Genomic DNA, 24,369 nt, shown 5'->3' with positions numbered 1-24,369 from the left:
ACAAATATCAAATTTTAATGCACAAAAACAAACGGTTATGAGAGCGACTCAGCCGCAGCACCCGGAAGTCGCTAACGCCGACCATCGCAAAACAGCACCTCAGATATGTTATTCACACGGTTACCCACAGACTCGCCCGCGAGTCAGACTGAATCGGCCTGCCTAAACCGGATCAGGAGTGTTGTGACCGGCAGACGCATGGCCAGTAGGCCGAGGATGATCGCCAGATAGACCAATGGCTCGATCTGAAACCCCTTCGCCAGCATCACATAATGAAGCGCCCCCAGAATTGCTGCTGGATAGATCAGACGATGTAATTTGCGCCACCGAGACCCCAAACGGCGAACCGACCAGTTGTTGGATGTGATTGCAAGCGGCAGCAACAATACAAAGGCAGCCATGCCGACCGTGATATAGGGCCGCTTGATAATATCCGCCCAGATTTGGCTGGGAATCTGGACATCCAGAACCAGCCAGATCAACAGATGTAACGCGACATAGGAAAATGTCAGTACGCCTATCACACGGCGGAACTTCATCAGATTTAGCCCAACGAAGCGGCGCAAGGGCGAAATCGCGAGACCCAAAATCAGAAGTTGTAGCGCCAGTTCGCCAAATTCATGCTCGAGCGCCTCGATCGGCTCGACCCCGAGGCCACCGGTCATGCCCTGATAGAACAACCAGGGCGCTGGCAGCGCGCCCAGCAGATAGACGGACCAAATGGGGATCCGTCGCAAGAGGTCGTTGAGCCGCTGCATCATCTTAATAGTTCTTCGCCAGATCCATGCCTTCGTAAAGGCCGGCAACTTCGTCTTCATACCCGTTGAACATCAGCGTCGGGATTCGCTTGGCGAACAGACCTCCGCCGATCTGGCGTTCCGAGGCCTGCGACCAGCGGGGGTGATCCACATTGGGGTTCACATTGCTGTAGAATCCATATTCACGCGGACCCGCCAGGTTCCAACTGGTCGGAGGCTGCGTATCCGTCAGGGTGATCCGCACAATCGATTTGATCGATTTGAAACCGTATTTCCACGGCACTACCAGGCGTAGAGGCGCACCGTTCTGGTTCGGGATGTCCCTGCCATAAATCCCGGTCGCCATAATGGTCAGCGGGTGCATCGCCTCATCCAAACGCAGCCCTTCGCGATACGGCCAGTCGAGCACCGGATATGCGACACCCGGCATCTCATCGGGTCGATAGGCTGTTTCAAAGGCCACATATTTCGCGCCGTCCTGAACACCGGCCATGCCAAGCAAATCTGCCAGCTCGAACCCGTTCCAGGGGATGACCATCGACCATGCCTCGACACAGCGGAAGCGATAGATTCGCTCTTCAACCGTCATTTCAGACATGATGTCCTTGAAATCATACTCTCCGGGGCGGTCGACCAAGCCGTCGATGGTGACACTCCAGGGTTCGGTCACCAGCGTGTGCGCATATTTCGCCGGGTCATCCTTGCGGGTCCCGAATTCGTAATAGTTGTTGTACGAGGTGATCTCTTCCCAGGTATTCGGCTCAAGCGCCTCGGCCGCTGCGGGTCGTGCAAAGCCCGCCAGCCCGACACCCGCCAAACCGGCCATGACCTGCCGCCGGTTCAGGAACGCCGCCCTTGGGGTGACGTCTGCATGCGTCAGTTTGTTGGTCCAGCGATGCGCCATTTGGTTCTCCGTCATTCATTAACCTCGGAACTGAGGTAAGGTCTGATAGCACAGAGCCAAGGAAACAGGCGTCACGATTGAGCGAACAGATTGTAACGAAAACTCGGCGTGCTTTGGCGCAGAGATATCAGTCACCCGATGTTCTAGCCGACAACACGGTTTATTTCGCAGCCAAGATTGACCGCCTGATAGGTCGGAAAAGGCAGCCGGGCCGAAGTTTCGATATCGCGTCGAACCCAGTCCTGCGCCTCCAATTGCTTGAGCGAGGATGACAATGCACGATCCGTGATCACCTGAAGGTCGGACCTAAGCCCGGAAAAGCGCCGAGGTTGGCGGGTCAGCGCCAGAATAGGAACCGTCCAGCTGCGGCGCAGTAGCGTCAATTCGGTATCATCCGGCACCAAAGCCATGATTTCTGCCGCTACCGCCGCCGCCTGTACTCCGGCTTTGGTCAAACGGAATTCAGGTCGCAAAGGGTGGCCGTGGCCCGGGTTCCGTTCAAGCAGGCCAAGGCTGACCAGATGCTCCAGACTTGCTGCAAATGCCGTCCGGCTTGCCCCGGTCGCAGCGAGTAATGGGGCCTGCCTGCCCGGAACCCCACTGTGCAACTGCGCAAGAATGTTCAGCGACCAGGCCCGAGAGGTAAGCTTGACAAGTAGCTTTATGTCCATAAAGTATAGTTACTTTATTTTAGGACAAAAGGAAAGTTCCATGCCCCTCGTTTCCTTAGAAAACACCATCACTCTTGCCATTTCGGTCAAAGACCGCCACGCCAGCGCACAATGGTACAATGAGAAGCTCGGGTTTGAATTGGTTCATCATATTGATGAGGCGGGTTGGAGCGAGATGCTCACCAAAACCGAAGGCGTGACCCTTGGTTTGGGTGAGCAGGCAGAACCAGCGCCCGGAAACACCGTTCCGGTCTTTGGTGTTGCTGATATCGCAAGCGCACGCGATGCTTTGGAAGGGGCTGGAGTTCGGTTTGACGGCGAAACCGAGACGATTGAGGGGATGGTCAGCACTGCCACATTTTACGACCCGGACGGCAATGCAATGATGCTGGCGCAGGACTTGGCCGGACAGGCCTGAACGCTCTCAACCCTTTTTCGCGCCACTACCAAAAAAAGACCCGTCAGATTGACGGGTCTTTTCAGTTCTTAAGGCTTAGTGAACCACGGCATCGTCAGGACGTGGGCGTTCAGACGTTCCCAACCGATCGCCGATGATCAATCCATCCGTGCCTGCTGTTACAGGTACAGTCTCACCATCCTTGATCTCACCGGCCAGCAAAGCCTCGGCCAGCGGGTTCTGCAAGGCACGTTGGATCACGCGCTTGAGCGGGCGGGCACCGAAAACCGGATCATAGCCTTCGTTTGCCAGCCATTCCTTAGCCCCATCGTCCAGAACCAGCTCGATCTTTCGGGCGGCCAAACGTTTCTGCAGACGTGCCATCTGGATATCGACGATGCCATCCATATCGGCCCGTTTGAGACGGTCGAAGATGATCGTTTCGTCCAGGCGGTTCAGGAACTCGGGCCGGAAATGCGCCCGGACCGCATCCATCACATCGCGCCGTGCCTGGGCGCTGTCCGCACCTTCGGGCAACTGGCTGAGCGCCTGAGACCCGAGGTTCGACGTCAGGATGATCAGCGTCTGCTTGAAGTCCACGGTGCGACCCTGACCGTCGGTCAGTACGCCATCGTCCAGAACCTGCAACAGCACGTTGAACACATCCGGGTGTGCCTTTTCGACCTCATCGAACAGCACGACCTGATAGGGCCTGCGCCGTACGGCTTCGGTCAACACACCGCCTTCATCATAACCGACATAGCCCGGAGGGGCTCCGATCAGACGGGCGACCGCGTGTTTCTCCATGAACTCGGACATGTCGATGCGCACCATCGCGTTGTCGTCGTCGAACAGGAAGTTCGCCACAGCCTTGGTCAATTCGGTCTTACCCACGCCGGTTGGCCCGAGGAACAGGAACGAGCCCAGCGGGCGGCCTTCATCGTTCAAACCGGCACGCGCACGGCGCACGGCGTTGGCCACGGCGGTCACTGCCGCATCTTGACCGATCACGCGGGAATGCAGATCGTCTTCCATCCGCAGCAGCTTCTCGCGCTCACCTTCCAGCATTTTCGAGGTCGGGATACCCGTCCAGCGCTCCACCACCGAAGCGATCTGCTCTGGGCGCACCGTTTCCTCGGCCATCATGGCGTTGCTCTCGGCGTTCTCGGCCTCGGTCAGCTTTTTCTCAAGCTCAGGGATGACGCCATAAGACAACTCGCCCGCCTTGGCGAGATTGCCTTCCCGTTTGGCGATCTCCAGATCGGCCCGCGCTTTGTCGAGCTGTTCTTTCAGATCACGGGCACCCGCGAGCTTGTCACGCTCGGCCTGCCATTGAGCAGTCATCTCGGCGGATTGCTCCTGCAGGTCGGCGAGGTCCTTTTGCAAGGTTTCCAGACGATCCTTGGAGGCCGCGTCATCTTCAAGCTTCAGCGCCTCTTCCTCGATCTGCATCTGCAGGATCTGACGGTCGAGTTGATCGAGTTCTTCCGGCTTGGAGTCCACCTCCATCCGCAACCGAGACGCCGCCTCATCGACAAGGTCGATGGCTTTATCGGGCAGGAAGCGGTCGGTGATATAGCGATGCGAGAGCGTCGCCGCCGACACGAGTGCCGAGTCGGAAATACGCACACCATGGTGCAGCTCGTACTTTTCCTTGATGCCACGCAGGATACTGATCGTGTCCTCGACGGTCGGTTCAGCCACCACAACGGGCTGGAACCGGCGCGCAAGGGCCGCGTCTTTTTCGACGTATTTGCGGTACTCATCCAGCGTCGTCGCACCAATACAGTGCAACTCACCCCGGGCAAGCGCGGGTTTGATCAGGTTGGCAGCGTCCATCGCGCCGTCGGACTTCCCAGCCCCGACCAGCGTGTGCATCTCGTCGATGAACAGGATGATCTCACCGGCGGCCTCGGTGACCTCGGTCAGAACGGCCTTGAGTCGTTCTTCGAACTCACCGCGGTATTTCGCACCAGCGATCAGCGCACCCATGTCGAGCGCGAGCAGCTTCTTGTCCTTCAGCGATTCCGGCACGTCGCCGTTGACGATGCGCAGGGCCATACCCTCGGCAATCGCAGTCTTACCGACGCCGGGCTCCCCGATCAGAACCGGGTTGTTCTTGGTGCGGCGCGACAGAACCTGCATCGAACGGCGGATTTCCTCGTCCCGCCCAATGATCGGGTCGATCTTGCCTTCGGCTGCGGCTTCGGTCAGGTCGCGCGCGTATTTCTTAAGCGCGTCATAGCCCTCTTCCGCCGATGCGGTGTCAGCGGTGCGCCCCTTGCGGATGTCGTTGATCGCTTCGTTCAGTTTCTGGGCGGATACGGCACCGGCCTCCAACGCCTCTTTGGCTTTGGATTTCACCATACACAGCGCCATCAAAACGCGTTCGACCGGCACAAAGCTGTCGCCCGCCTTGGTGGCGATCTTCTCTGCCTCGTCCAAAACCTTGGCAGTCTGGCCATCCATATAAATCTGGCTCGCGTCGCCGCTGACCTTTGGGATCTTGCCCATTGCAGCGTCCAACGCCTCAACCACACGGTTCGGTGCGCCGCCAGCGCGTGTGATCAGGTTGCTCGCCAACCCCTGATCGTCATCCATCAATGCTTTCAGAATATGTGTGGGTTCCAGCCTTTGGTGCCCCTCACGCAGCGCAATGGTCTGCGCCGCTTGCACGAATCCCCGTGCCCGCTCGGTGAACTTGTTCAAGTCCATAGCTTTCTCCTTCTCCTAAGCGCCCCGTTTTGATGCGCCCGCTTGGCGGCACGCGTCGTTCTGGGCCTCACATTCAATTTGGGAAATGTCTTTTCCCGTTCAAGGGGCTAGAGCAGATAAATCGGCGTCACCCGCGCGGAATGGAATAGACGGAATAACCGCCGGTTTGGCCCATCAATTCAGCATCATACATTTCAACCAAAGATTGCTCGGCACTGCTGCCTGTGGGGCATGAAACCAGATCAGCTGTATGATCGAGGAAGTTGCCGGTATAGGCTGTCTCCCCTGTCAATTGACACCAGTCGTCTTCCGATCGATACCCACGCACCAGCAGAAGATTGTCATTGGTTGGAGCCGGTGCAGCACCAGTTTCGGGCGGATCACTCTGAGGCGCGTCTTCGCATGCGGCCAACATCAGTGCCACGCCAAGTAGAATTACTTTTTTCATCTTTTTTATCCCTGTTCTGAACGTTTGCACATTAGCACAGCTTCACCTCAGGCTTCGCGCATAGACAGATCGCTCCGAACCCGTTAGGACGCACACGTTTGCCAAAAAGGAGCCCCCTATGTCCGATGACCGCCTAATCGTAGCCCTCGATGTCCCAAACGCCCTGCAGGGTCTGGCCATGGCTGAGCGGCTGGGGGATGCTGTTTCGTTTTACAAGATCGGGCTGGGGATGCTGACCGGCGGCGGGCTGGCATTGGCCAACGAACTTAAACAGGATCACGGCAAGCGCATATTTTTGGACATGAAGCTGTTCGATATCGGCAATACTGTTGAAAATGCGGTGCGTGGGTTGGCGCAGTTTGACTTGGACTTCCTCACTGTTCATGGCGACCCGCATGTGGTGCGCGCCGCAAAGGAAGGTGCAGCGGGCAAAGACCTGAAGATTTTGGCGGTTACCGTCCTGACATCCCTGAACAGGGACGATTTGGATGCGAGCCTTCTGAAAGCGGGCGACGTTCAGGACCTCGTGGTTGAACGTGCAGCCAAGGCATTTGAAGCGGGGGCCGATGGCGTCATCGCTAGCCCTCAGGAGGCTGCTCTGATCCGGGCCCTACCCCAATCCGACGGCCGTCTGATTGTCACGCCTGGAGTGCGCCCGGCTGGCGCTGCTCATGGCGACCAGAAACGAGTCGCAACCCCTGCCAGCGCAATTGGAGACGGCGCGGACCACATAGTTGTGGGTCGTCCGATCTATAAGGCTGAGAATCCACGGGCCGCCGCAGAAGCCGTTCTGAACGAACTAATTTCTTTGCCGCGGCACTGACTGAGCAACCGGATTAATGCAGAATAGAGGACAAGTTCGACCTGCAACCAGTTGACCTAACGTCAATTTTCACTGCAGCCGCGCCAAATCGCCCCTGTGCCCGAAAACACACATGAAAAATACGAGTTTATTGCACGATTGGCTTGAAGGTATCGAAATGGGCGAATTTGCGCGATTCTGGACTTGAGACACTCCCCAACGGGCCATCTCTTCCTGAGGTCCGTTTCCTCCCCCCGCACCAGCGGGGGGCTTTCTTCTGAGAACAACCAACCCTTTTCCACTACCCAAGTTCGGTAAGGTAATCCTTTAGACGGACAACGAAATAGGGTATCGCAAGTGGGTCGGCCAAATAATCTTGAGGGTGCATCAGGCACCATCCCTGCCCTTCGTCACCCAATTGGACAAGATGCACATCTTGGGCCGGGCGTCGGGCAACAAAGAACCAGTTTTGATCGTATTGACGGGACCATACAATATCAGTTTCCGACAAGTTCAGCCCAACTTCTTCGACCGTCTCTCGCAACGCACATTCTATGGGGGATTCGCCCTCCTCTCGCCCTCCGCCGGGGAAATCGAAATGCCCGGGAAAGGGGATATCATCTTTTTGGTCTCGCAAAATCACAAGCAATTCGTCCCCGAGGAACAGCGCAGTTTTGGCCCCGGTGAAATCCATCAATCCCCTTTTTATTCCGGCCCAATCGAGATAGATTCTAACCGACCCAGAGACTTCGCCAAGTCGAAACTGGACCGAAAGAACCTGTGATGCCTGCTATCTGTCGCGATTGTTTAAATCAAATAGAGCAGAGCAAGCGCTGCACATACTGTGGCAGCCCACGATTGAAATCGCACCCCGAGTTGTTCGATCTAACCATCGCTCATATGGATTGCGATGCCTTCTACGCATCTGTCGAAAAGCGCGATAATCCCGAACTGGCAGACAAGCCGGTGATTATCGGGGGTGGGAAGCGCGGGGTGGTATCGACCGCGTGTTATGTCGCGCGTATACGCGGCGTGCGATCAGCGATGCCGATGTTCAAGGCACTTCAGCTGTGCCCCGACGCGGTCGTGATCAAACCGCGCATGTCGGTTTATGCCAGCGTTTCACGCCAAATCCGGGAGATGATGGACGAATTGACGCCTGTTGTGGAACCGCTGTCACTGGATGAGGCGTTTATGGACTTGTCGGGCACTGAACGACTGCATGGTGCGCCACCAGCTGTAATGCTGGCACGGCTGGTCAGACGAATGAAGGATGAACTTAGCTTGACCGGCTCAATCGGTCTTAGCCACAACAAGTTTTTGGCCAAGGTCGCTTCAGATCTGGACAAACCGCGCGGGTTTTCGGTGATCGGCAAGGCTGAAACAGCTGAGTTTTTGCACGATAAACCAGTGAGGCTGATCTGGGGAATCGGCCCGGCTGCGCAAGAATCGCTGGATCGTGTAGGAATTCGAACATTTGCCGATCTTCTGCGCTGGGATCAGGAGGCACTGACCGCCCGGTTCGGATCGATGGGCTATCGCTTATGGCATCTGGCCCGAGGGCAGGATAAGCGGCGCGTCTCTGCGCATGAACCGATGAAGTCGATAAGCAACGAGACCACGTTTTTTGAAGACACCGCCAGCATCGAAATATTAGACGGACACCTGTGGCGCATGTCCGAAAAAGTGGCCGATCGTGCCAAAGCCAAGGGATTGGCGGGTCGGATTGTGACGCTGAAACTGAAACAAGCCGATCACAAAGTCATTACCCGGCGCGTGTCGTTGCGCGACGCGACACAGATCGCGGATAGGATATATCGCACGGCGCGCGGATTGTTCGATCAGGTTGGGGATCAGGGCCCGTATCGCCTGCTTGGATGTGGCCTATCCGATTTGTGCACCGAGGATCAGGCTGATATTTCGGGTGATTTGCTGGATCCCGGTGCCACACGCAGATCCCAGGCTGAGCGGGCCACAGACGATATTCGCCGCCGATTTGGTAATGATGCGATCGTTAAGGGACGCGCGCTGCGCTAAGGTTATTCGGCAGCCAGCGACAACGGCTCGGACCCTATGGAGGCAATCTTGCCGGTGACCTGCCGCAGCACCTCACGGAACGACTGAAAGTTGCCGTTTGGCTGAATTGTATCTTCGTCCATATAAAGAGAGCGGTCGATCTCGATCTGGATCGCGTGTTGCTGCCGGGTTGGGCGTCCATAGGTCTGAGCGACATAGGCCCCTGCGAAGGGCGCATTACGAGCTACATTCAGACCCGCATCTGTGAATGCAGATTCAATCTGATCGACGATCACCCCCGAAGCAGCAGCACCAAACCGATCACCTAGAACGATCTCGGGGCGCGCACTGCCAGAGCCGCCGGCCATTGCGACCGCCTCATGTGGCATCGAGTGGCAATCGATCAGGATCGCTTGCCCAAACATCTCATGCGATTCGGACAGAAGGGATTTCAGTTTTTGGTGATAGGGCCGCCAGTAAGTGTCGATCCGCAGGCGCGCTTCGTCCATCGTCAGCTTACCACTGTAAATCGCGCGCCCATTGGCAACCACGCGGGGGATCACTCCCAGCCCCGAAGCCACACGCGGATTGTGCCCGTGACGGCGCGCGCCCTGAATCAGCGCCGGATCCAATTCATCAGCACTGCGATTCAGGTCCAGATAGGCGCGTGGCATGGCCGCGGCGAGGAATGGCGCTCCGGATTCCGGGGCCGAGTCGAATAGCTGATCGACATAGGCATCCTCGGAAGACCGAATCATTTTACGGTTCAGTACAGACCGTTTAAGCAACGACGCGGGATATGCCCGACCACTATGCGGAGAGGCAAATACCACGCATGAGGTACGCTCTGCGGGCATATCCAGAACATAGGCTGCATTGGTCGCGGCGTTGGGCATGGGCTCTCCGTTCGTTCGCATTGAACATAGACCGGAAAATAGTTCTGCCAAACCCCTTGATCCCCCTAACGACTCCTTTTATAGACCCCGCTACCGGCGCGGGGTTCCGCGCCCCATTTCGTTATGGGGTAGGCCAAGCGACGGTTTCATGGGCGGTTAGCTCAGCGGTAGAGCACTTCGTTGACATCGAAGGGGTCACAAGTTCGATCCTTGTACCGCCCACCATGAATTCACTGCTTCGGATTTCCGGGGCACCCGATTAACCCAGGCGCTGGCCACGTCCTTGATGAAGGCGCCGCAGATTGGAGACAGACCATGAAGGTCAAGAACTCGCTCCGCTCGCTCAAGAACCGGCACCGTGATTGCCGGGTTGTGCGTCGCAAAGGCCGCGTCTACGTGATCAACAAGACGCAGCGCAAGTTCAAAGCTCGTCAGGGCTAAGAGCTGCACATATCCGAATAAGAAACCGCGCCTTTGAGCGCGGTTTTTTTGTTTAGGGTTGAAATGATTTGTGCGACGCCTGGGTTAAGAGAGTTTGGCCGAGTGCCAGACATGTTTGACCGTCATGTAGTTCTCCAACCCTTCGGTTCCGCCCTCACGGCCATAGCCGCTAGATTTCACACCACCAAAAGGCGTTTCGGGCATCGAGGCTTCGAGCGTGTTGATCGACAGATTGCCCACCTCGACCTCATCGATCAAACGGTCGATATAATCTGCACGATTGGTGAAGGCATAGCCTGCCAATCCATAAGGCACCGAATTTGCCTGCTCAATCGCATGATCCAATGAAGTGACCGGATTGATTACCGCGACCGGACCAAAAGGTTCTTCCTGCATGATACGCGCTTTGTCGGGCACATTCAGTAGGACCGTGGGCTGAAAGAAGTAGCCTTTGTCACCATGTTTGGCTCCGCCCGTCGCAACCGTCGCGCCCTTTGCGCGGGCGTCTTCCACCAGTTCTGTCAATGCAGGTACCCGGCGATCATTGGCCAGTGGCCCCATCTCAACATTTTGGCCCATCCCGTTGCCGACAACAGTTGCAGCGGCGCGTTCGACGAACGCGTCTGAATACGCATCGAAGATGCTTTCATGGGCAAAGAACCGAGTCGGTGATGTACAGACCTGCCCGGCGTTGCGCATCTTTCGAACCGCGCTTGATACACCTGCCGCCCGAACATCGGTATCTTCGCAGACAATTACGGGCGCATGGCCCCCCAGTTCCATCAGCACCTGCGTCATATGTTCGGACGCAAGCGTGGTCAGATGGCGGCCCACTGCTGTCGAACCGGTAAAAGCCACAAGCCGGATCGGTTCCTGCGGGATCAAGTGGCCAGAGATTTCTGCTGGGTTGCCGAACACAAGATTCAACACACCCGGAGGTAATCCAGCGTCGTCAAAGGCCTTTGCGATATGGATTGCACCCGCCGGTGTTTCTTCGGCCGCTTTCAAGATGATCGAACAACCTGAGGCGAGTGCACCAGCGATTTTCCGTGCCGGTTGGCTCATAGGAAAGTTCCAAGGTGAAAACGCGGCGACCACACCGATGGGCTGGTGATGTACCGCGAATTTGTGACCCGGCGCAGCGGGTATGATCCGTCCATAGGTGCGCATTGCTTCGCCCGCGTCCCACTCAAAGAACTCGACCCCTCGGATCACCTCAAGTCGGGCCTGTTTTAGCGGTTTGCCATGTTCCAAAGTGATGGATTGAGCGATTTCCTCCTGACGTTCCCGCATCAGTGCAGCAGCACGCAGGATCGTGTCAGCACGTTCGCGTGGTGCGGTGCGGCTCCAGATTTTGAGACCTTTGACAGCCGCATCAAGCGCATCATCCAGATCGCTTTTGGACGCACAGGGAAGACGTGCGATTTCTTCTTCGGTCGCCGGGTTCACGACAGGCAGATCCTGGCTGGTCGTGCGCCATTTTCCTGCGATGAACAGCTTAAGCTCAGGATACATGTAATTGATGCCTCCGAATTAGGACCCTTTCAACTCATGCAATGGCTGACATTACTTCAAGTGAATTGGATGAATACTGATATCAAATTGGCGAATACCTGATCCTATTTCTTTTGCACTGCTTGGTGTAGCGCGGCTTTGAAAGCCCGGCCTGCCGGGGACAGATCGGCATCGGCACGAAATGAAACTCCGATGGGCCCCTGACCAAAGGGTACGTCCCAATCCAACGGCGTCAAATAACCGTGGGCAACGTCCTGCGAGACAACTTCTGCCGGCATAAGCCCAATCAAATCGCGCGATTGCAGCAAAGCCCGGTTGGTTAGGTAGGACACGGATTCTATCATCACCGGCGGCACATGTTGTTGCTGACCAACGAAGAAATGGTCGAGCTGTCGTCTGAGTGTGGTTTCCAATGGGGGCACAATCCAGCCAAAAGGCTTGGTCTGGGCAAACGAGATGTTCTTACGCCTGGCAAGGGGGTGCTGATTGCCAACAATTGCAAGTATGTGATCCTCGAACAGTTTCTCCTGCCTGATCTTGTCACGGTGTCGGTGCGAGGGCAGGCGTCCTACCACCATATCGATTTCACCTGACAGCAATCGGGGCATCAGAACTTCATTCGTGCCTTCATTGATCTTGATTGCCACGTTCGGGCGATCGGCCAACAATATTTCAATTGCCGTTGGCAGCAGGCTGGTCGAGGCGGCGAGCAGAGTACCCACAACCACACGCCCCGAATTCCCCTCATTCAGGTCATCAAGTTCCTGCGCTGCGTTTGAGACTTGTGCAAAGATCAGCTTGCCATGACGGATCAGGGTCTCTCCGAACACAGTTGGGATAACGCCGCGATTGGTTCGGCTGAATAGTTTGACCTCAAAGTCTAGTTCCAGATCCTGAATCATCTTGGTCGCGGCGGGTTGCGAAATGCCCAGCTCGCGCGCTGCATTCTGGATATTGCCGTGTGCGCCTACGGCAACAAGCAAACGCAACTGGCGCAATTTCAGCCGAGTCAGGGCGCGGTCGACAATGCGTGAATGACGCCCCACCATGATCAGAGCACGACTGGACTTGAAATCTGTTCGAGTTTCGAGACGACGCTCATCGCGGCCAGTGCTGAGCTGCGCGGATTGTCAGGCAGGGAATTTCCGCTGATCTGAAAATGGAACTGCCCGAAATCGCCTTCGGCTTCGATCTCGTGGATGTTGCGCGTAATCGAAGGGTCAGCGATCAGACGGACCTGCGTTTGGTCGAAACCCAGCCCTGCCAGCGCGACCGCCGCCGCAACATTCGCGTTCTTAGGAAATCTCAGTGCAGCCTCTCGGGCGGTGCCTTTGAAATGCGTTTCCGCGATTGTCAGAGCCTCCAGGTGCAGTTTGTCCGCTGCCGGTGAACCCATCCAGCCCAGTGGCGGTTTCCGCCCGACATAGGTGACTTTTTCCAGCTTGCCCGTCGCGGCGGCACTAAGGCAATCGAGCGCTCCGATCGCACCGCTGGCCAGATGCAGCTTTGCCCCACCTTCCCGTGCGGCCGATGCCAACGCATCTGCCACCCTCTGATCCGCCAGTGCGCCAATGGAAACGGTAACCAGATCGAGGCCGCAAGCCAGAATCTGGGGCCCGTACTCCTCCAGTGCCCGATGGCCCGCGCAATCAATCACCAGTTCCGTATTCGCCGTGAGATTCGAAACCGAATCTACAAACAGTTCCGGATTTTGCGAAACGCTGCCCGATCTCACCAGCACCGCGCAAACCGAATGTCCCCGGGCCTGAACCGCGTTCGAAACATATTGCGCAATCGCGCCTTTACCAATCAATCCGATCCTCATGTGGCAAGCCTACTCCAGCGCTAAAGTTTTCTAAATTGATAATCCATGGATATTCTATTTTCCGATATCCAATTCCCGGCTTTCGCGTTGGATCAGGTGGAATGATCGGGCTTTCATGGTGCGGTCAACCGGAAGGCCCGTCTGAAATGAAATACTCCAAGCACAATGCAAAAGCCTATGCACGCGAACACATGACAGGAATTTGGGCAGCAGCCCTGAATCCGTTCAATGACGACCTTACGCTGGATGAGGCGGGGTTGAGGTCGAATATCCGGCACTGGATTGATGATCTGGGCATTCAGGGCCTGTTTGTAGCGGGCAAACAAGGCGAGTTCTTTTCGATGAGCCTTGAAGAGCGCAAACGAAACTTTGAGGTTGCCGTCGATGAATGTGCGGGCAAGGCCGGTGTGATCGTTTCAGTTTCGGATCAGAACATGGACACAGCGCTGGACCTAGCACGCCATGCGCAGAATTGCGGTGCCGACTACGTCGTTCTGCATGCGCCCGTTCTGAGTTTTGTTCAGGAACGCGGAGAGGTTCTGTACCAATATTATAAGCGGTTCTGCGACGAGCTTGATATTGGAATCGCGATGTGGAGCCATCCGGACAGCGGATATCTCATGCAACCCGAGGAATGCGCGCGGATTGCCGATCTGCCCAATATCGTTGCGATCAAATACTCGGTCCCGCGCGAGATGTACGTGAAGCTGACCCATATGGTCGGCGACAAGATTCAAGTCTCTACCTCAGCCGAACATGAGTGGCTGGATAACATCCTCGAACTGAACTGGAAACTGTACCTGTGCTCGTCACCACCCTACCTGTTGCAGAGCAATAACGACCAGCGGATGAATGAATACACGCGGCTGGCCTTTGCGGGCAAAGCAGATGAAGCACGCAAAGTGTTCGACAGCCTGAACCCAGTGCGGGACGCAATGAAGCGTACCCGGCCTGCGGACAAACCCACCGCCTTTGGCAAATACTGGCAGGAACTATTGGGACAAACTGGCGGGCGTGTACGGCCCCCGATGTTAGAACTGACAGAGGCTGAAAAAGAGATCATTCGCAATGGGTTCGAAGAAAGCGGACTTAAGGTTTAGCCCGATAGATATAAGCAAATCAGATATCTAAATGCAGATAATTTCTTTGCGGTTATGGAAAAACAGGCCAATCTTCTACTAACAGGGAGTGTGATATGTCGAAGTTAAGAGCATTCAACTTTCAGAAATGGATCGACGAACACCGTCACCTGCTGAAACCGCCTGTCGGCAATCAACAGATCTGGGAAGATGCCGACCTGATGGTCACTGTGGTTGGTGGACCGAACAAGCGGACCGACTACCATGACGACCCGGTCGAAGAGTTTTTCTACCAACTCGAAGGTGACATGGTATTGAAACTGTTTGATGGTAATGAGTTCTACGACGTCCCAATCCGCGAGGGCGAGATTTTCCTGCTGCCGCCCCATGTACGTCATTCTCCGCAGCGCCCTCAGGAAGGCTCGATCGGGTTGGTTATAGAACCCAAACGGCAGACAGGTGATCTGGACGCTATCGAGTGGTACTGTTTTGAGTGCGGGTCGCTCGTTCATCGAGCCGAGATGCAACTGCAGTCCATCGTCAAAGACTTGCCGCCAGTCTACGAAAAATTCTATGCATCGGAAGAGGACCGAACATGCCCCCAGTGCCGGACCGTGCATCCGGGCAAAGAGCCGCCAGAAGGCTGGGTCACCCTCTGACACCAACAATAAAACAGGGAAACACATGAGACATTTTGCTAAGATCGCCGCATCAGCAGTCGCGCTTGCTATGACATCGCTGGCCGCCCATGCAGATGAATTCCGTCTGGGCCTGATTACTCCACCCCCGCATATCTGGACCAAAGCAGCAGAGTCCTTTGGGGCCGAGTTGAATGAAGCCAGCGGTGGCGCTCATTCCGTTTCGGTTTTCCCGGCCCGCCAGTTAGGGAACGAGGCCGAGATGTTGCAGCAACTTCAGACCGGTGCGCTGGACATGGCGTTCATGACGGTGGCCGAGGTATCGAACCGCGCACCAGAATTGGGTGCGTTTTACGCCCCCTATCTGGCGGATGATATTGGCCATGCTGGGCGTATCCTGCGTTCCGATACCGCCAAAACAATGCTGGAGCCCCTGCCCGGTCAGGTTGGCGTCGTGGGCGTTGGCTACGGTATGGCTGGCCTGCGCCAGATCGTCAGCCGGGGAGAAGTGTCATCAGCCGACGACTTGTCAGGCCTGAAACTTCGGATCACGCCCTTCACACCGATCCTTGATTTCTACAACGCAGTTGGGGCTGCTCCAACTCCGATGCCCCTGCCGGCGGTCTACGACGCACTGGCCAATGGTCAGGTCGATGCCATCGACATGGATGCTGAGTTGATCTGGGTTCTGAAATACTATGATCACGCCGATACGATCGTGCAGTCGGACCACATGATGTTCCCAATGGTCGGTCTGGTTTCGGCCAAGGTCTGGGCCGGTCTATCCGATGAAGATCGCGCAATGATTGGCGATCTGATGGCCAAGCATGTGGACAGCACCATCGATGCCTATGTCGCCAATGAGGCCAAGTGGCTCGATCAGATCGAGGGAACCGGCAAGGCCTACAAGAAAGTGGATGCCTCGTTCTTCGGCGATGCCATCGAGGAATGGAACGGTATCTGGTCGGAAAAAACCTCATCCCTTGACGCATTGCGGGCGACTGCGGCAGAAACCAAATAAAGGTGAATACATCAAGGAAAGGGCGTAGGTCGATCCTGCGCCCTTTTTCATAGGGGATCAGCGATGTTGTACCGGCTGTCAGCCGCCTGGGCGCGAGTAGAGTTGTGGTGTGCCGCAGGTTTGGCGGTCTGCGTGACCCTTTTGATCTTGCTGAACGTGGTGACACGCACAGCTGGAAACGCGCTTTTCTGGGTGGATGAGTTGGCGATCTATGCGATGGTCTGGATGACGTTTCTAGGCGCATCAGCAGCATTGCATCACCGCAACTCGGTCTCGATTACGCTCGTTGTTGATCTGGTACCACCTCATATCAGGGCAATCATCGGCAAGGTGGTGGATCTGGTTGTATTCGTTTTCGCAGCCGCGATGCTGTACTTCTGCTGGCGCTGGTTCCTACCTTTGGATATCGCGCGCGCTGGATTCGATACAGCGACCTTTCAGGGCAACACTTTCAATTTCATCTATGCCGAGCCAACCCTGACTCTCGGGCTGCCGAAATATCTGTTCTGGCTGGTCATGTGGCTGTTCGCTCTGGGGGCCACATTGCATTCCACGATGCACCTGCTGGCTTGGCAAACTAAGGGCGCGCAATCATGAGCCCGATTGTCTTTCTGGCCGCACTGCTTTTGTCGGTTCCCGTCGCCATCGTTCTTGCTATTACGGCGATCTGGTACATCTGGGAGAGCGGTAATACTGTTCTCTATGACAGTTTTGCCCAGAAGATGTTTGGCGGGCTGGAGAATTATGGCCTGCTGGCGATCCCCCTGTTCATGTTAACCGGAGAGCTGATGAACGAAGGCGGCATGACGCGTCGCCTGGTTGCTTTGGCGCGTGTCTTTGTGGGCGGGTTCCGAGGTGGGCTTGCCTATATCAACCTGTTAGCCAACATGTTCATGGCCGCCATCATTGGCTCTGCCACCGCGCAGATTGCCGTAATGTCGCGCGCCATGGTCCCCGCGATGGAAGAAGAAGGTTATGATAAAGGCTTTGCCGCCGCGACCACAGCGGCGGGAGGCCTGCTGGCGCCCGTCATTCCGCCCTCGATGATGTTTGTCATCTTCGGGGTTCTGGCTCAGATCCCGATCGGCGACATGTTCATCGCAGGAATCATTCCGGGTCTACTGCTGGCCGGGGCCTTTGCGCTGGTGATCACTTTGATTGGGTGGTCGCAGCAGTTTCCCAAGGGCGTCTGGATGTCACGTGGCGACGCGATGCGCGCTCTGATCGCTGCCCTGCCCGCCCTACTGATCCCTGTTTCGATCATCGGAGGCATCCTGTTCGGCATCGCCACGCCAACCGAATCCGCCGCCATCGCCTCACTGATCGCGTTTCTGGTCGGATGGTTGATCTACGGCGATCTTAAACCTCAAAACCTGGGCGAGATGTTCAAAAGAACCGCCTCAAACGCGTCAATGATCCTGTTCATGATCGCCGCTGCCAGCGTTTTCGGCTGGGTTATTATCTACGAAGAAATCCCCCAACATCTGGCCGGTTTAATCACCTCAATTACATCCGATCCGTTTCTGTTTCTGCTGATCGTCAATCTCGCCCTGCTTTTGGTTGGAATGGTCATAGACGGCATCGCAGCGATCATTCTGATCACACCCATTCTTTTGCCCATCGCAACCGGATCCTATGATATCAGCCCATATCAATTCGGTGTTGTCGTTTGCCTGAATCTGGTTCTGGGCCTGCTGACGCCACCTGTCGGAATCGGTCTCTACATCGCTTCCACAATGAGCGGCACGAGCCCGGGGGCTATTCTCAAATCTCTTTGGCCCTTTCTAATCGCAGTTGCCACCGTTCTGATCCTACTAAGCTACGCTCCAATACTGTCGACGGCTTTGATATAGCCCGTTCTACCCGGTTAGGTCTTTGTTGGGTGGTTCATCATCGTTTCCAACCCCGTGTACCGCAGAACGATTTTTACAAGAATAGCCGCCCATTCTTGATCCAATCCTTGGTTAAAATCACCTTGCGATAATCAATAGTATTAATAATTATACAACTGCATAACAATGGCATTTCATGGATTGGAAATGATAACCCAAGGTCGGAAATTCACGCGTCAATCCGCCGAATCTCGACGTGAAGCCCTGATTCAGGCGACGTTGGACCTGATTGCGGAGATAGGTTTACACGGCGCAACTGTCCGCGAAATTACCGCTCGCGCAAACGTTACGCAGGGATTGATCCGGCATTATTTCTTATCGAAAGAAGAGCTGATTCAGGCCGCTTATGAACATCACATGAACGCTCTGACCAATCAAACAACAGCCGCGGCAGGTGATGGAACCGCGGTGTCTCAGCTAACCAATTTTGTGACTGCGTCGCTACAGCCTCCGGTAGTTGATCCAGCTGCCATAGCGTTATGGGCCGGTTTTCTGAACCGGGTGCTCCATGACCCCAAAATGCAGTGTATCCACCAACAGACCTATACCTATTTTCGCGACAAACTTGAGAAACTGATCGTCGCGGCATTGAACGAATCCGGACACACGGTCAAAGCATCCGAGGCAACTCAACTAGCGATCGCCTGCAACGCGGTACTTGATGGGCTTTGGCTTGAAGGTGGCGCCATCCCGGACGCTTTCTCTGATGGGCAACTAGCGCAGATTGGGCTGACAGCGATCAGTGCGATCATCAGAATTCCGTTAACCAAAGATATGAGGCAGCCTTGAGAACCACTGACGTAACTAAACGGCTCGCCAACCTGGGAGGGGCGAAATGGGGTGTACACCTGAAAGCACGAGAGCTTATCAAAACTGGTGCGGATATCGTCGAGATGACAATTGGCGAACCAGACGTCCCTGTTCCAGATACACTGATTGAAGCCACCGTATCTTCGCTAAGGGCTGCGCGCACTGGGTATTCCAATGGCCACGGTGAACCTGGTTTACTTACAGCGATTGCCGAACGCTACACAGCCAACCGAGGGCGAGTTTTTGAACCTGAGAATGTTTTGTGCTTCCCCGGAACCCAAACCGCATTGTTTGCAGTAATGGCCGGGGTGGCTCAGACCGGAGACGAGGTTCTTGTCGGGGACCCGATGTATGCGACTTACGAAGGGGTTATTCGCGCGTCTCTCGCTGACGTGGTGCCCGTTCCGCTTCGACCTGAATGCGGATTTCGCATGCAGGCGCAGGACATCGCGCCGCGGATAACATCGCGCAGTCGCGCGATTTTACTAACCACACCACACAACCCCACAGGTGCAATTCTGACCGAGGCAGACATTGCCGAGATTGGACAATTGGCTATCAAACATGATTTGTGGATTATCTCAGACGAAGTCTATGAAGAACTCGTCTATGAAGGCGCTAGATTTGTTTCGCCATTAGCTATGTCGAATCTGGCTGATCGCGTTATCGCGGTTTCTTCGATCTCGAAATCACATGCGGCCCCGGGGTTCCGCAGCGGTTGGTGTGTCGGACCCGTCTCATTTTGTGAGGCTTTGCTGCCTTTTTCCGAAACCATGCTGTTCGGGAACCAGCCTTTTATTGCAGACATGACAGAACTGGCGATCCGAAGCGGATCTGAAGTGGCCCCTGAAATGGCTGAACGATTTGCGTCGCGCGCCACCCTGTTGGCCGAGCGACTGCGCGCCGAAACGAAGCTGACAGTACACCGGCCAGAGGCAGGGATGTTTGCACTTATCAACGTCTCAGCCACCGGTTTAAACGGAGAGGCCTACGCCTGGGATCTGCTACAAGCTGGCGTGGCCGTCATGCCCGGATCAGCCTTTGGCGACGGCTTGAACGATTGGGTACGTGTCGCGCTGACGATCAGTGATGCCAAATTTTCCACAGCGGTCAGCCGTATTGTGGACCACGCCAATTTGTTAACCTGCGAACGCATCAGAGCAAGGCATGCTTAGACGCCGCATTAGAAAAAATGTTCATGATAGCATCGCTCTAAAGCGGTTGATCTTAGTTGGTTCTACAAGTTTGATTTAGCCCCAACACATAGGGCTATGTCACTTGAATTGGTCTCGTTTGCGGCCAGAGGGCACGTGATCACCCATACATTTAACATAAAACGGGACGCGCAGAGCTTACGCGGTTCACTCCGAATAATGACTGCACCGGCAACTCAACTGCAGTATCCGATGCCTTATCGTTTAAGCCTTCAAGCGCGGCGACAATTTGACCAAGTAATTTTGTCGGAATTACTTGCATCTCCTGCCAAATCGTCTAATTGACTGTTTCAGTCGGGTAAGCGCCCGCACCGAATTGTAATGTTGGGACACATCATGCTGAAATCCTCCACATGTATCGCCGTCGTCTTGACGGCTCTGATCTCCACCTCGGCTGCAGCCGAAGGTGAGCTGAACCTTTATTCTTCGCGCCACTATGACACTGATGAGCGCCTGTATTCTGACTTCGAAGACGCCACCGGCATCACCATCAACCGCATTGAAGGCAAAGCAGATGAGTTGATCGCGCGGATGGAAGCTGAAGGTGCGAATTCACCTGCCGATATCCTTCTAACAGTCGACACGTCACGTCTGGCCCGCGCCAAGAATGCTGGTATTCTGCAGCCCATCGAAAGTGCAGTGCTGGAAGAACGCATCCCGGCCAATCTGCAGGATCAGGACAATCAGTGGTACGGATTCTCGCAGCGCGCACGGATCATCTTTTACGACAAGGCCGACGTTGCCAATCCCCCGGCCACCTATCTGGATCTGGCCAAGCCAGAGTATGAAGGACTGATCTGTATACGGTCGTCAAGCAACACATATAACCAGACACTTTTGGCGTCGATCATCACCAACCACAGTGCGGAAGAAGCCAAGAAATGGGCCGAAGGCGTTGTCGCCAATATGGCCCGCGAGCCACAGGGCGGTGACACCGACCAGCTGCGCGGTATCGTTTCCGGCGAGTGTGAGATCGCTGTTTCAAACTCCTACTACTTTGCTCGTGCCATGCGCAAAGACGTAAAAGGCCTGAGCGCAGATATCGATATGATCGGCGTGCAGTTCCCGGCTCAAGACGCCGAGGGCGCTCATATGAATCTGTCGGGCGCCGGTGTCGCGGCGAACGCGCCGAACAAAGAGAACGCCATCAAGTTCCTCGAATATCTCGCGAGCGATCAGGCCCAGGTATATTTCTCAAACGGAAACGATGAGTTTCCCGCGGTCGAAGGTGTAGCACTGGCCGACAACGTTGCAGCGTTGGGTGATTTCAAAGCGGATGAGGTGAACCTTTCGGAAGTCGCCAAGAACATCCCCGAGGCCCAAAAAATCTTTAATGAGGTTGGCTGGAAGTAAGTTATCTGGCAACCCGAGCAGTTAAGGGCGCGGATATTCCGCGTCCTTTTTTGTTGCGCACTACATTATTTTTGGCATAATTCTCAATTATGAAAATGATTCCCATATTTGATTTATGCTAGACAACCTCTCAAACCGCCTTGCAAAACGTCTGAGCGAGTTGCGTCAGGGCCGTGGCTGGTCGCTTGAACAACTGGCTGACCAAAGCGGTATCAGTCGAGCCACCCTTTCGCGGATGGAAAATGGTGATGTTAGCCCAACCGCCGAAACCCTTGGACGTTTATGTGCGGCTTACAGCTTGCCGATGTCGCGCTTGTTGATGATGGTCGAGGACAGTTTCGACCCTAAGGTGCCTTTTGAAAAGCAACCCGAATGGCACGACGCCGAAAGCGGTTTTACGCGCCGGTCGGTCTCACCTCCGGCGACGGGACTCAGCGGTGAAGTGATGGAGGGCCATCTGCCCCGCGAAACCGTCATAAACTACGACACACCACCCAAACCGGGGCAGGAACATCATCTGATTGTTCTGGACGGCGAATTGGCGCTGACAGTAGACGGAGTGCGCCACGCACTCAGCGGCGGCGACTGTCTGCGCTATCACTTGTCCGGACCCACGCGGTTTGAAACCGGGGCGAAACGAGGCGCGCGTTATCTGCTGGTGCTAATATGATCTCGCGCTTGCCCGAGGCCTTTTTCGATGCCGCACTGGAGGATTTGTCGGATATCCTTCATCGGTGCGTGCATACCGGTTCCAGCATAGGTTTCATCCTGCCATTTTCACACGAAGCCGCCCTTACTTATTGGCGGGATCGGGTGCGCCCCGGCCTGCGCCAAGGCACGCTCGATCTGTTCGTTGCCTATGGTGATGGACGCATTCAAGGTACAGTGCAATTGATTCAAGCCACAATGCCAAACCAGCCCCATCGTGCAGATGTTGCCAAACTGCTGGTCCACCCCGATGCGCGCCGCCGTGGGCTGGGACGCGCCCTGATGACCGCTTTGGAAGCACGGGCGGTTGAACTGGAAAAATCCTTACTGGTTCTGGATACCCGTAGCTCCGATCCTTCACGGGTATTGTACCAGTCGCTGGGTTTTCAAATCTCTGGCGAAATTCCGAACTATTGCCGCAACCCGTTCGAAAATCGACTGGAACCCACAACCTATATGTTTAAGGACCTGAGCTTATTACCGGTCGTCAAAACAGTCGGTTAAATCTCAAAAACTCAACCCGGTGCCCTTCAGGCAAGTTCGCGATCTCTGCCGGGATTACCGCCAACCCGTCGGACTGCGCCAGCAATGCCACCCGCCCGCTGTAGGATGCCGCCAGACATCGCAACTGCGGAGTCCCCTCTGGTGATGTGCCTTCAATCCGCACCGGCCGATATTCCTGCCTACCTGCTTGGCGTTGCAATGGCTCTGCCAGAACAGCTTGCTCGCTTACCGGCTGAGTGTGGCTCAATCCCGCCTTCCGCGCCATTATGTGCGACCCGATGATCTGCCATGTGACATAAGCAGATACTGGATTGCCCGGTAGCCCAACATATAGCGCATCCCCACGGCGCCCGAACATGATTGGCTTGCCCGGCTTCATTGCCACCTTCATCACATCAGTCTCACCGCCAATTTCCTTGAACAGGCGAGGCATATGATCTTCATCCCCCACCGAAACGCCACCTGTGGTGACGATTAGATCAGACGTTTCACAAGCCTCCTCCAACACGCGCTTCAGAAGTTTGGGGTCATCTTCGATCTGGCCGCAATCCGTTAAATCAATCCACGGCTTGTTCAACAAAGCCAACAGCATATACCGATTGGAGTTGTAAATCTGGCCGGGGCCCAGCACTTCATCCGGCTCGCGCAACTCACTGCCAGTCGAAAAAATTGTCACCCTCAGTTTGCGATATACCTTGACGCGCCCGTGACCAGAAGACGCCAGTACGGCAGCTTCGCGCGCCGTAATCTCACATCCGCGGGACAGAATCTGGGTCCCGACCTGTAAATCCTCGCCCGTGCGGCGTATGTGTTGACCGGGCTTGGGCCGACGAGAAAATCGGATGCGGTCAGCGATTACGCTGCAGTCCTCTTGCATAAGAACGGCATCAAACTCCGTTGGAACCGGAGCGCCGGTAAAAATTCGCAAGGCGCTGCCCACAGGTGCGTTGTGCACTCCGCTATCACCGGCGGCCATTCGCCCGCCTATCGGCAATTCAAACTCAGGCCCTTCGTCCAGATCACCAGTCCGAATGGCGTATCCATCCATGGCCGAATTGTCGAAGGCTGGCATGTCGACCTTACTATAACACTCCTCGGCCAGTACACGCCCGATCGCTTGCTGCAGCGGTAAGGATGCAGTGTTACCAACCGGGTGCGCGATCGACAGGCCAAGGGTTAAGGCCGCATCCACGGTTTGATATATGAGAGCGTTACGGTCACAATCACACCCATCAGCCATTTTGAGCCCTCTTAATCCATTACTCCGATCGATCTGGCAGGCCAGAGATCGACGTGGCGAATTTAAAGAGCGGTGAATTGCAGTTCTTTGATCGAGGTTAAATCTGCAATAAATTCGAGATCAGCTATTTTGCCTCTGAAAGTGGGCTGTGTGCCAAGCCAACCCAATCACTCTAGCTCTGCAGTTGGCGATTCTGGCGGGTCAATCAAATTCGGACACGCGCAAATTTAACTACGCCCGAGGTTTTGACCGCTATACATCAATATCCAACGCCAGCGCATGAATACGCGGCACGATGTCCCCCAACGCTTTATGAACCGCGCGATGGCGGGCGACACGAGATTGGCCAGTGAAGGCTTCAGACCGGATGCGAACGTTGAAATGGCTCTCTCCACCCTCTTGATAACCTGCATGACCGCGATGGCTTTCGCTATCATCGACTACATCAAGCTCAGTCGGATCAAATGCTGCCTGCAATCGGTTACGGATTTCGTCGGTCACGCTCATTTTTTTGCTCAACGG

The 24,369-nt window shown here is 55.5% G+C and carries 26 protein-coding genes and 1 tRNA gene; 15 read left to right on the top strand and 12 right to left on the bottom strand.

Annotated elements, in window-relative coordinates:
- Window positions 1-143: 143 nt before the first annotated feature.
- The 3 genes from msrQ to G7G_RS0110355 all read right to left on the bottom strand — a co-directional run bounded on the left by msrQ (window position 144) and on the right by G7G_RS0110355 (window position 2,333).
- Window positions 144-758: a protein-methionine-sulfoxide reductase heme-binding subunit MsrQ gene (msrQ, locus tag G7G_RS0110365; RefSeq protein ID WP_029621906.1), complete on the bottom strand. Its 615-nt coding sequence runs from the start codon at window positions 756-758 to the stop codon at window positions 144-146.
- Window positions 759-762: 4 nt separating this feature from the next.
- A complete protein-coding gene (gene msrP / locus G7G_RS0110360; RefSeq protein WP_010441161.1) occupies window positions 763-1,662 on the bottom strand; it encodes a protein-methionine-sulfoxide reductase catalytic subunit MsrP in 900 nt (299 codons plus the stop codon).
- 143 nt (window positions 1,663-1,805) lie between these two features.
- Window positions 1,806-2,333, bottom strand: coding sequence for a winged helix-turn-helix transcriptional regulator (locus G7G_RS0110355; protein ID WP_010441159.1), 528 nt, complete (start codon window positions 2,331-2,333; stop codon window positions 1,806-1,808).
- Between the two features lie 40 nt (window positions 2,334-2,373).
- Here G7G_RS0110355 and G7G_RS0110350 point away from each other — a divergent pair, with 40 nt between their 5' ends.
- Window positions 2,374-2,751, top strand: a complete 378-nt coding sequence (locus tag G7G_RS0110350) for a VOC family protein (protein ID WP_010441157.1) — start codon at window positions 2,374-2,376, stop codon at window positions 2,749-2,751.
- Window positions 2,752-2,826: 75 nt separating this feature from the next.
- Here the strand turns inward: G7G_RS0110350 and clpB are convergent, their stop codons facing one another.
- Together clpB and G7G_RS0110340 are read right to left on the bottom strand one after the other, a co-directional pair.
- Window positions 2,827-5,445 carry an ATP-dependent chaperone ClpB gene (gene clpB, locus G7G_RS0110345; protein WP_010441156.1) on the bottom strand — a complete coding sequence of 873 codons (2,619 nt, stop codon included), beginning with the start codon at window positions 5,443-5,445 and terminating at the stop codon, window positions 2,827-2,829.
- Window positions 5,446-5,572: 127 nt separating this feature from the next.
- Window positions 5,573-5,893: a hypothetical protein gene (locus G7G_RS0110340; protein WP_010441155.1), complete on the bottom strand. Its 321-nt coding sequence runs from the start codon at window positions 5,891-5,893 to the stop codon at window positions 5,573-5,575.
- A gap of 118 nt (window positions 5,894-6,011) precedes the next feature.
- Between G7G_RS0110340 and pyrF the strand changes: the two genes are divergently transcribed.
- Entirely contained in the window at window positions 6,012-6,716 is a 705-nt protein-coding gene (gene pyrF, locus G7G_RS0110335) for an orotidine-5'-phosphate decarboxylase (protein ID WP_010441153.1), read from the top strand.
- A gap of 280 nt (window positions 6,717-6,996) precedes the next feature.
- On the opposite strand, the gene G7G_RS0110330 is transcribed toward pyrF, so the two are convergent.
- Window positions 6,997-7,389 carry an NUDIX hydrolase gene (locus tag G7G_RS0110330; RefSeq protein WP_010441151.1) on the bottom strand — a complete coding sequence of 131 codons (393 nt, stop codon included), beginning with the start codon at window positions 7,387-7,389 and terminating at the stop codon, window positions 6,997-6,999.
- A gap of 89 nt (window positions 7,390-7,478) precedes the next feature.
- Here G7G_RS0110330 and G7G_RS0110325 point away from each other — a divergent pair, with 89 nt between their 5' ends.
- Window positions 7,479-8,732 (top strand): DNA polymerase IV, encoded by a 1,254-nt coding sequence (locus tag G7G_RS0110325; RefSeq protein WP_029621904.1) that lies wholly within the window; start codon window positions 7,479-7,481, stop codon window positions 8,730-8,732.
- A 2-nt stretch (window positions 8,733-8,734) separates the two neighbouring features.
- On the opposite strand, the gene G7G_RS0110320 is transcribed toward G7G_RS0110325, so the two are convergent.
- Window positions 8,735-9,607 (bottom strand): N-formylglutamate amidohydrolase, encoded by an 873-nt coding sequence (locus G7G_RS0110320; protein WP_010441146.1) that lies wholly within the window; start codon window positions 9,605-9,607, stop codon window positions 8,735-8,737.
- A gap of 150 nt (window positions 9,608-9,757) precedes the next feature.
- On the opposite strand from G7G_RS0110320, the gene G7G_RS0110315 reads away from it, so the two are divergent.
- Both G7G_RS0110315 and ykgO read left to right on the top strand, forming a co-directional pair.
- Window positions 9,758-9,832, top strand: a tRNA-Val gene (locus tag G7G_RS0110315).
- 90 nt (window positions 9,833-9,922) lie between these two features.
- Window positions 9,923-10,048, top strand: a complete 126-nt coding sequence (gene ykgO / locus G7G_RS0110310) for a type B 50S ribosomal protein L36 (RefSeq protein ID WP_005648635.1) — start codon at window positions 9,923-9,925, stop codon at window positions 10,046-10,048.
- A gap of 84 nt (window positions 10,049-10,132) precedes the next feature.
- Here ykgO and G7G_RS0110305 read toward each other — a convergent pair whose 3' ends face one another.
- The 3 genes from G7G_RS0110305 to G7G_RS0110295 all read right to left on the bottom strand — a co-directional run bounded on the left by G7G_RS0110305 (window position 10,133) and on the right by G7G_RS0110295 (window position 13,388).
- On the bottom strand, window positions 10,133-11,563 hold the full coding sequence (locus G7G_RS0110305; RefSeq protein ID WP_010441131.1) for an NAD-dependent succinate-semialdehyde dehydrogenase: 1,431 nt from the start codon (window positions 11,561-11,563) through the stop codon (window positions 10,133-10,135).
- Window positions 11,564-11,667: 104 nt separating this feature from the next.
- Entirely contained in the window at window positions 11,668-12,612 is a 945-nt protein-coding gene (locus G7G_RS0110300; protein WP_010441130.1) for a LysR substrate-binding domain-containing protein, read from the bottom strand.
- Between the two features lie 2 nt (window positions 12,613-12,614).
- Window positions 12,615-13,388: an aspartate dehydrogenase gene (locus tag G7G_RS0110295; protein ID WP_010441128.1), complete on the bottom strand. Its 774-nt coding sequence runs from the start codon at window positions 13,386-13,388 to the stop codon at window positions 12,615-12,617.
- A gap of 146 nt (window positions 13,389-13,534) precedes the next feature.
- On the opposite strand from G7G_RS0110295, the gene G7G_RS0110290 reads away from it, so the two are divergent.
- The 10 genes from G7G_RS0110290 (at window position 13,535) to G7G_RS0110245 (ending at window position 22,607) form a co-directional block, all read left to right on the top strand.
- Window positions 13,535-14,488 carry a dihydrodipicolinate synthase family protein gene (locus tag G7G_RS0110290; protein WP_029621903.1) on the top strand — a complete coding sequence of 318 codons (954 nt, stop codon included), beginning with the start codon at window positions 13,535-13,537 and terminating at the stop codon, window positions 14,486-14,488.
- 95 nt (window positions 14,489-14,583) lie between these two features.
- Complete coding sequence (locus G7G_RS0110285) at window positions 14,584-15,126, top strand: 3-hydroxyanthranilate 3,4-dioxygenase (RefSeq protein WP_010441124.1); 543 nt, start codon at window positions 14,584-14,586, stop codon at window positions 15,124-15,126.
- Window positions 15,127-15,151: 25 nt separating this feature from the next.
- On the top strand, window positions 15,152-16,126 hold the full coding sequence (locus tag G7G_RS0110280) for a TRAP transporter substrate-binding protein (RefSeq protein ID WP_010441122.1): 975 nt from the start codon (window positions 15,152-15,154) through the stop codon (window positions 16,124-16,126).
- A 63-nt stretch (window positions 16,127-16,189) separates the two neighbouring features.
- The gene (locus G7G_RS0110275) at window positions 16,190-16,723 is read left to right on the top strand and encodes a TRAP transporter small permease (protein WP_010441120.1); all 534 of its coding nucleotides are present in this window, start codon (window positions 16,190-16,192) and stop codon (window positions 16,721-16,723) included.
- Window positions 16,720-17,979, top strand: a complete 1,260-nt coding sequence (locus G7G_RS0110270; RefSeq protein ID WP_010441118.1) for a TRAP transporter large permease — start codon at window positions 16,720-16,722, stop codon at window positions 17,977-17,979. The genes G7G_RS0110275 and G7G_RS0110270 overlap by 4 nt, the downstream gene beginning before the upstream one ends.
- A 165-nt stretch (window positions 17,980-18,144) precedes the next feature.
- Window positions 18,145-18,807: a TetR/AcrR family transcriptional regulator gene (locus G7G_RS0110265; protein ID WP_010441116.1), complete on the top strand. Its 663-nt coding sequence runs from the start codon at window positions 18,145-18,147 to the stop codon at window positions 18,805-18,807.
- Window positions 18,804-20,003: a pyridoxal phosphate-dependent aminotransferase gene (locus G7G_RS0110260; protein ID WP_010441114.1), complete on the top strand. Its 1,200-nt coding sequence runs from the start codon at window positions 18,804-18,806 to the stop codon at window positions 20,001-20,003. Before G7G_RS0110265 ends, G7G_RS0110260 begins: the two co-directional genes overlap by 4 nt.
- Before the next feature lie 375 nt (window positions 20,004-20,378).
- Window positions 20,379-21,395 carry a Fe(3+) ABC transporter substrate-binding protein gene (locus G7G_RS0110255; RefSeq protein ID WP_010441112.1) on the top strand — a complete coding sequence of 339 codons (1,017 nt, stop codon included), beginning with the start codon at window positions 20,379-20,381 and terminating at the stop codon, window positions 21,393-21,395.
- Window positions 21,396-21,510: 115 nt separating this feature from the next.
- Complete coding sequence (locus G7G_RS0110250; RefSeq protein ID WP_010441110.1) at window positions 21,511-22,065, top strand: helix-turn-helix transcriptional regulator; 555 nt, start codon at window positions 21,511-21,513, stop codon at window positions 22,063-22,065.
- Window positions 22,062-22,607 (top strand): GNAT family N-acetyltransferase, encoded by a 546-nt coding sequence (locus G7G_RS0110245; protein WP_010441108.1) that lies wholly within the window; start codon window positions 22,062-22,064, stop codon window positions 22,605-22,607. The genes G7G_RS0110250 and G7G_RS0110245 overlap by 4 nt, the downstream gene beginning before the upstream one ends.
- Here G7G_RS0110245 and G7G_RS22910 read toward each other — a convergent pair.
- Window positions 22,591-23,847, bottom strand: coding sequence for a molybdopterin molybdotransferase MoeA (locus G7G_RS22910; protein WP_010441106.1), 1,257 nt, complete (start codon window positions 23,845-23,847; stop codon window positions 22,591-22,593). The two genes, G7G_RS0110245 and G7G_RS22910, sit on opposite strands and share 17 nt — an antisense overlap.
- Window positions 23,848-24,099: 252 nt before the next feature.
- Window positions 24,100-24,354, bottom strand: coding sequence for a BolA family protein (locus G7G_RS0110235; protein WP_010441103.1), 255 nt, complete (start codon window positions 24,352-24,354; stop codon window positions 24,100-24,102).
- Window positions 24,355-24,369 lie beyond the last annotated feature (15 nt).

The sequence above is a fragment of the Ruegeria conchae genome (assembly GCF_000192475.1).
In the GTDB taxonomy this organism is placed as follows: domain Bacteria; phylum Pseudomonadota; class Alphaproteobacteria; order Rhodobacterales; family Rhodobacteraceae; genus Ruegeria; species Ruegeria conchae.
This window is presented reverse-complemented; position numbering and strand designations above follow the sequence as displayed.

Coding starts and splice junctions, on each gene's coding strand:
- msrQ (WP_029621906.1), bottom strand. CDS start 758: ATGCAGCGGCTCAACGACCTCTTGCGACGGATCCCCATTTGGTCCGTC.
- msrP (WP_010441161.1), bottom strand. CDS start 1,662: ATGGCGCATCGCTGGACCAACAAACTGACGCATGCAGACGTCACCCCA.
- G7G_RS0110355 (WP_010441159.1), bottom strand. CDS start 2,333: ATGGACATAAAGCTACTTGTCAAGCTTACCTCTCGGGCCTGGTCGCTG.
- G7G_RS0110350 (WP_010441157.1), top strand. CDS start 2,374: ATGCCCCTCGTTTCCTTAGAAAACACCATCACTCTTGCCATTTCGGTC.
- clpB (WP_010441156.1), bottom strand. CDS start 5,445: ATGGACTTGAACAAGTTCACCGAGCGGGCACGGGGATTCGTGCAAGCG.
- G7G_RS0110340 (WP_010441155.1), bottom strand. CDS start 5,893: ATGAAAAAAGTAATTCTACTTGGCGTGGCACTGATGTTGGCCGCATGC.
- pyrF (WP_010441153.1), top strand. CDS start 6,012: ATGTCCGATGACCGCCTAATCGTAGCCCTCGATGTCCCAAACGCCCTG.
- G7G_RS0110330 (WP_010441151.1), bottom strand. CDS start 7,389: ATGGATTTCACCGGGGCCAAAACTGCGCTGTTCCTCGGGGACGAATTG.
- G7G_RS0110325 (WP_029621904.1), top strand. CDS start 7,479: ATGCCTGCTATCTGTCGCGATTGTTTAAATCAAATAGAGCAGAGCAAG.
- G7G_RS0110320 (WP_010441146.1), bottom strand. CDS start 9,607: ATGCCCAACGCCGCGACCAATGCAGCCTATGTTCTGGATATGCCCGCA.
- ykgO (WP_005648635.1), top strand. CDS start 9,923: ATGAAGGTCAAGAACTCGCTCCGCTCGCTCAAGAACCGGCACCGTGAT.
- G7G_RS0110305 (WP_010441131.1), bottom strand. CDS start 11,563: ATGTATCCTGAGCTTAAGCTGTTCATCGCAGGAAAATGGCGCACGACC.
- G7G_RS0110300 (WP_010441130.1), bottom strand. CDS start 12,612: ATGGTGGGGCGTCATTCACGCATTGTCGACCGCGCCCTGACTCGGCTG.
- G7G_RS0110295 (WP_010441128.1), bottom strand. CDS start 13,388: ATGAGGATCGGATTGATTGGTAAAGGCGCGATTGCGCAATATGTTTCG.
- G7G_RS0110290 (WP_029621903.1), top strand. CDS start 13,535: ATGAAATACTCCAAGCACAATGCAAAAGCCTATGCACGCGAACACATG.
- G7G_RS0110285 (WP_010441124.1), top strand. CDS start 14,584: ATGTCGAAGTTAAGAGCATTCAACTTTCAGAAATGGATCGACGAACAC.
- G7G_RS0110280 (WP_010441122.1), top strand. CDS start 15,152: ATGAGACATTTTGCTAAGATCGCCGCATCAGCAGTCGCGCTTGCTATG.
- G7G_RS0110275 (WP_010441120.1), top strand. CDS start 16,190: ATGTTGTACCGGCTGTCAGCCGCCTGGGCGCGAGTAGAGTTGTGGTGT.
- G7G_RS0110270 (WP_010441118.1), top strand. CDS start 16,720: ATGAGCCCGATTGTCTTTCTGGCCGCACTGCTTTTGTCGGTTCCCGTC.
- G7G_RS0110265 (WP_010441116.1), top strand. CDS start 18,145: ATGGCATTTCATGGATTGGAAATGATAACCCAAGGTCGGAAATTCACG.
- G7G_RS0110255 (WP_010441112.1), top strand. CDS start 20,379: ATGCTGAAATCCTCCACATGTATCGCCGTCGTCTTGACGGCTCTGATC.
- G7G_RS0110250 (WP_010441110.1), top strand. CDS start 21,511: ATGCTAGACAACCTCTCAAACCGCCTTGCAAAACGTCTGAGCGAGTTG.
- G7G_RS0110245 (WP_010441108.1), top strand. CDS start 22,062: ATGATCTCGCGCTTGCCCGAGGCCTTTTTCGATGCCGCACTGGAGGAT.
- G7G_RS22910 (WP_010441106.1), bottom strand. CDS start 23,847: ATGGCTGATGGGTGTGATTGTGACCGTAACGCTCTCATATATCAAACC.
- G7G_RS0110235 (WP_010441103.1), bottom strand. CDS start 24,354: ATGAGCGTGACCGACGAAATCCGTAACCGATTGCAGGCAGCATTTGAT.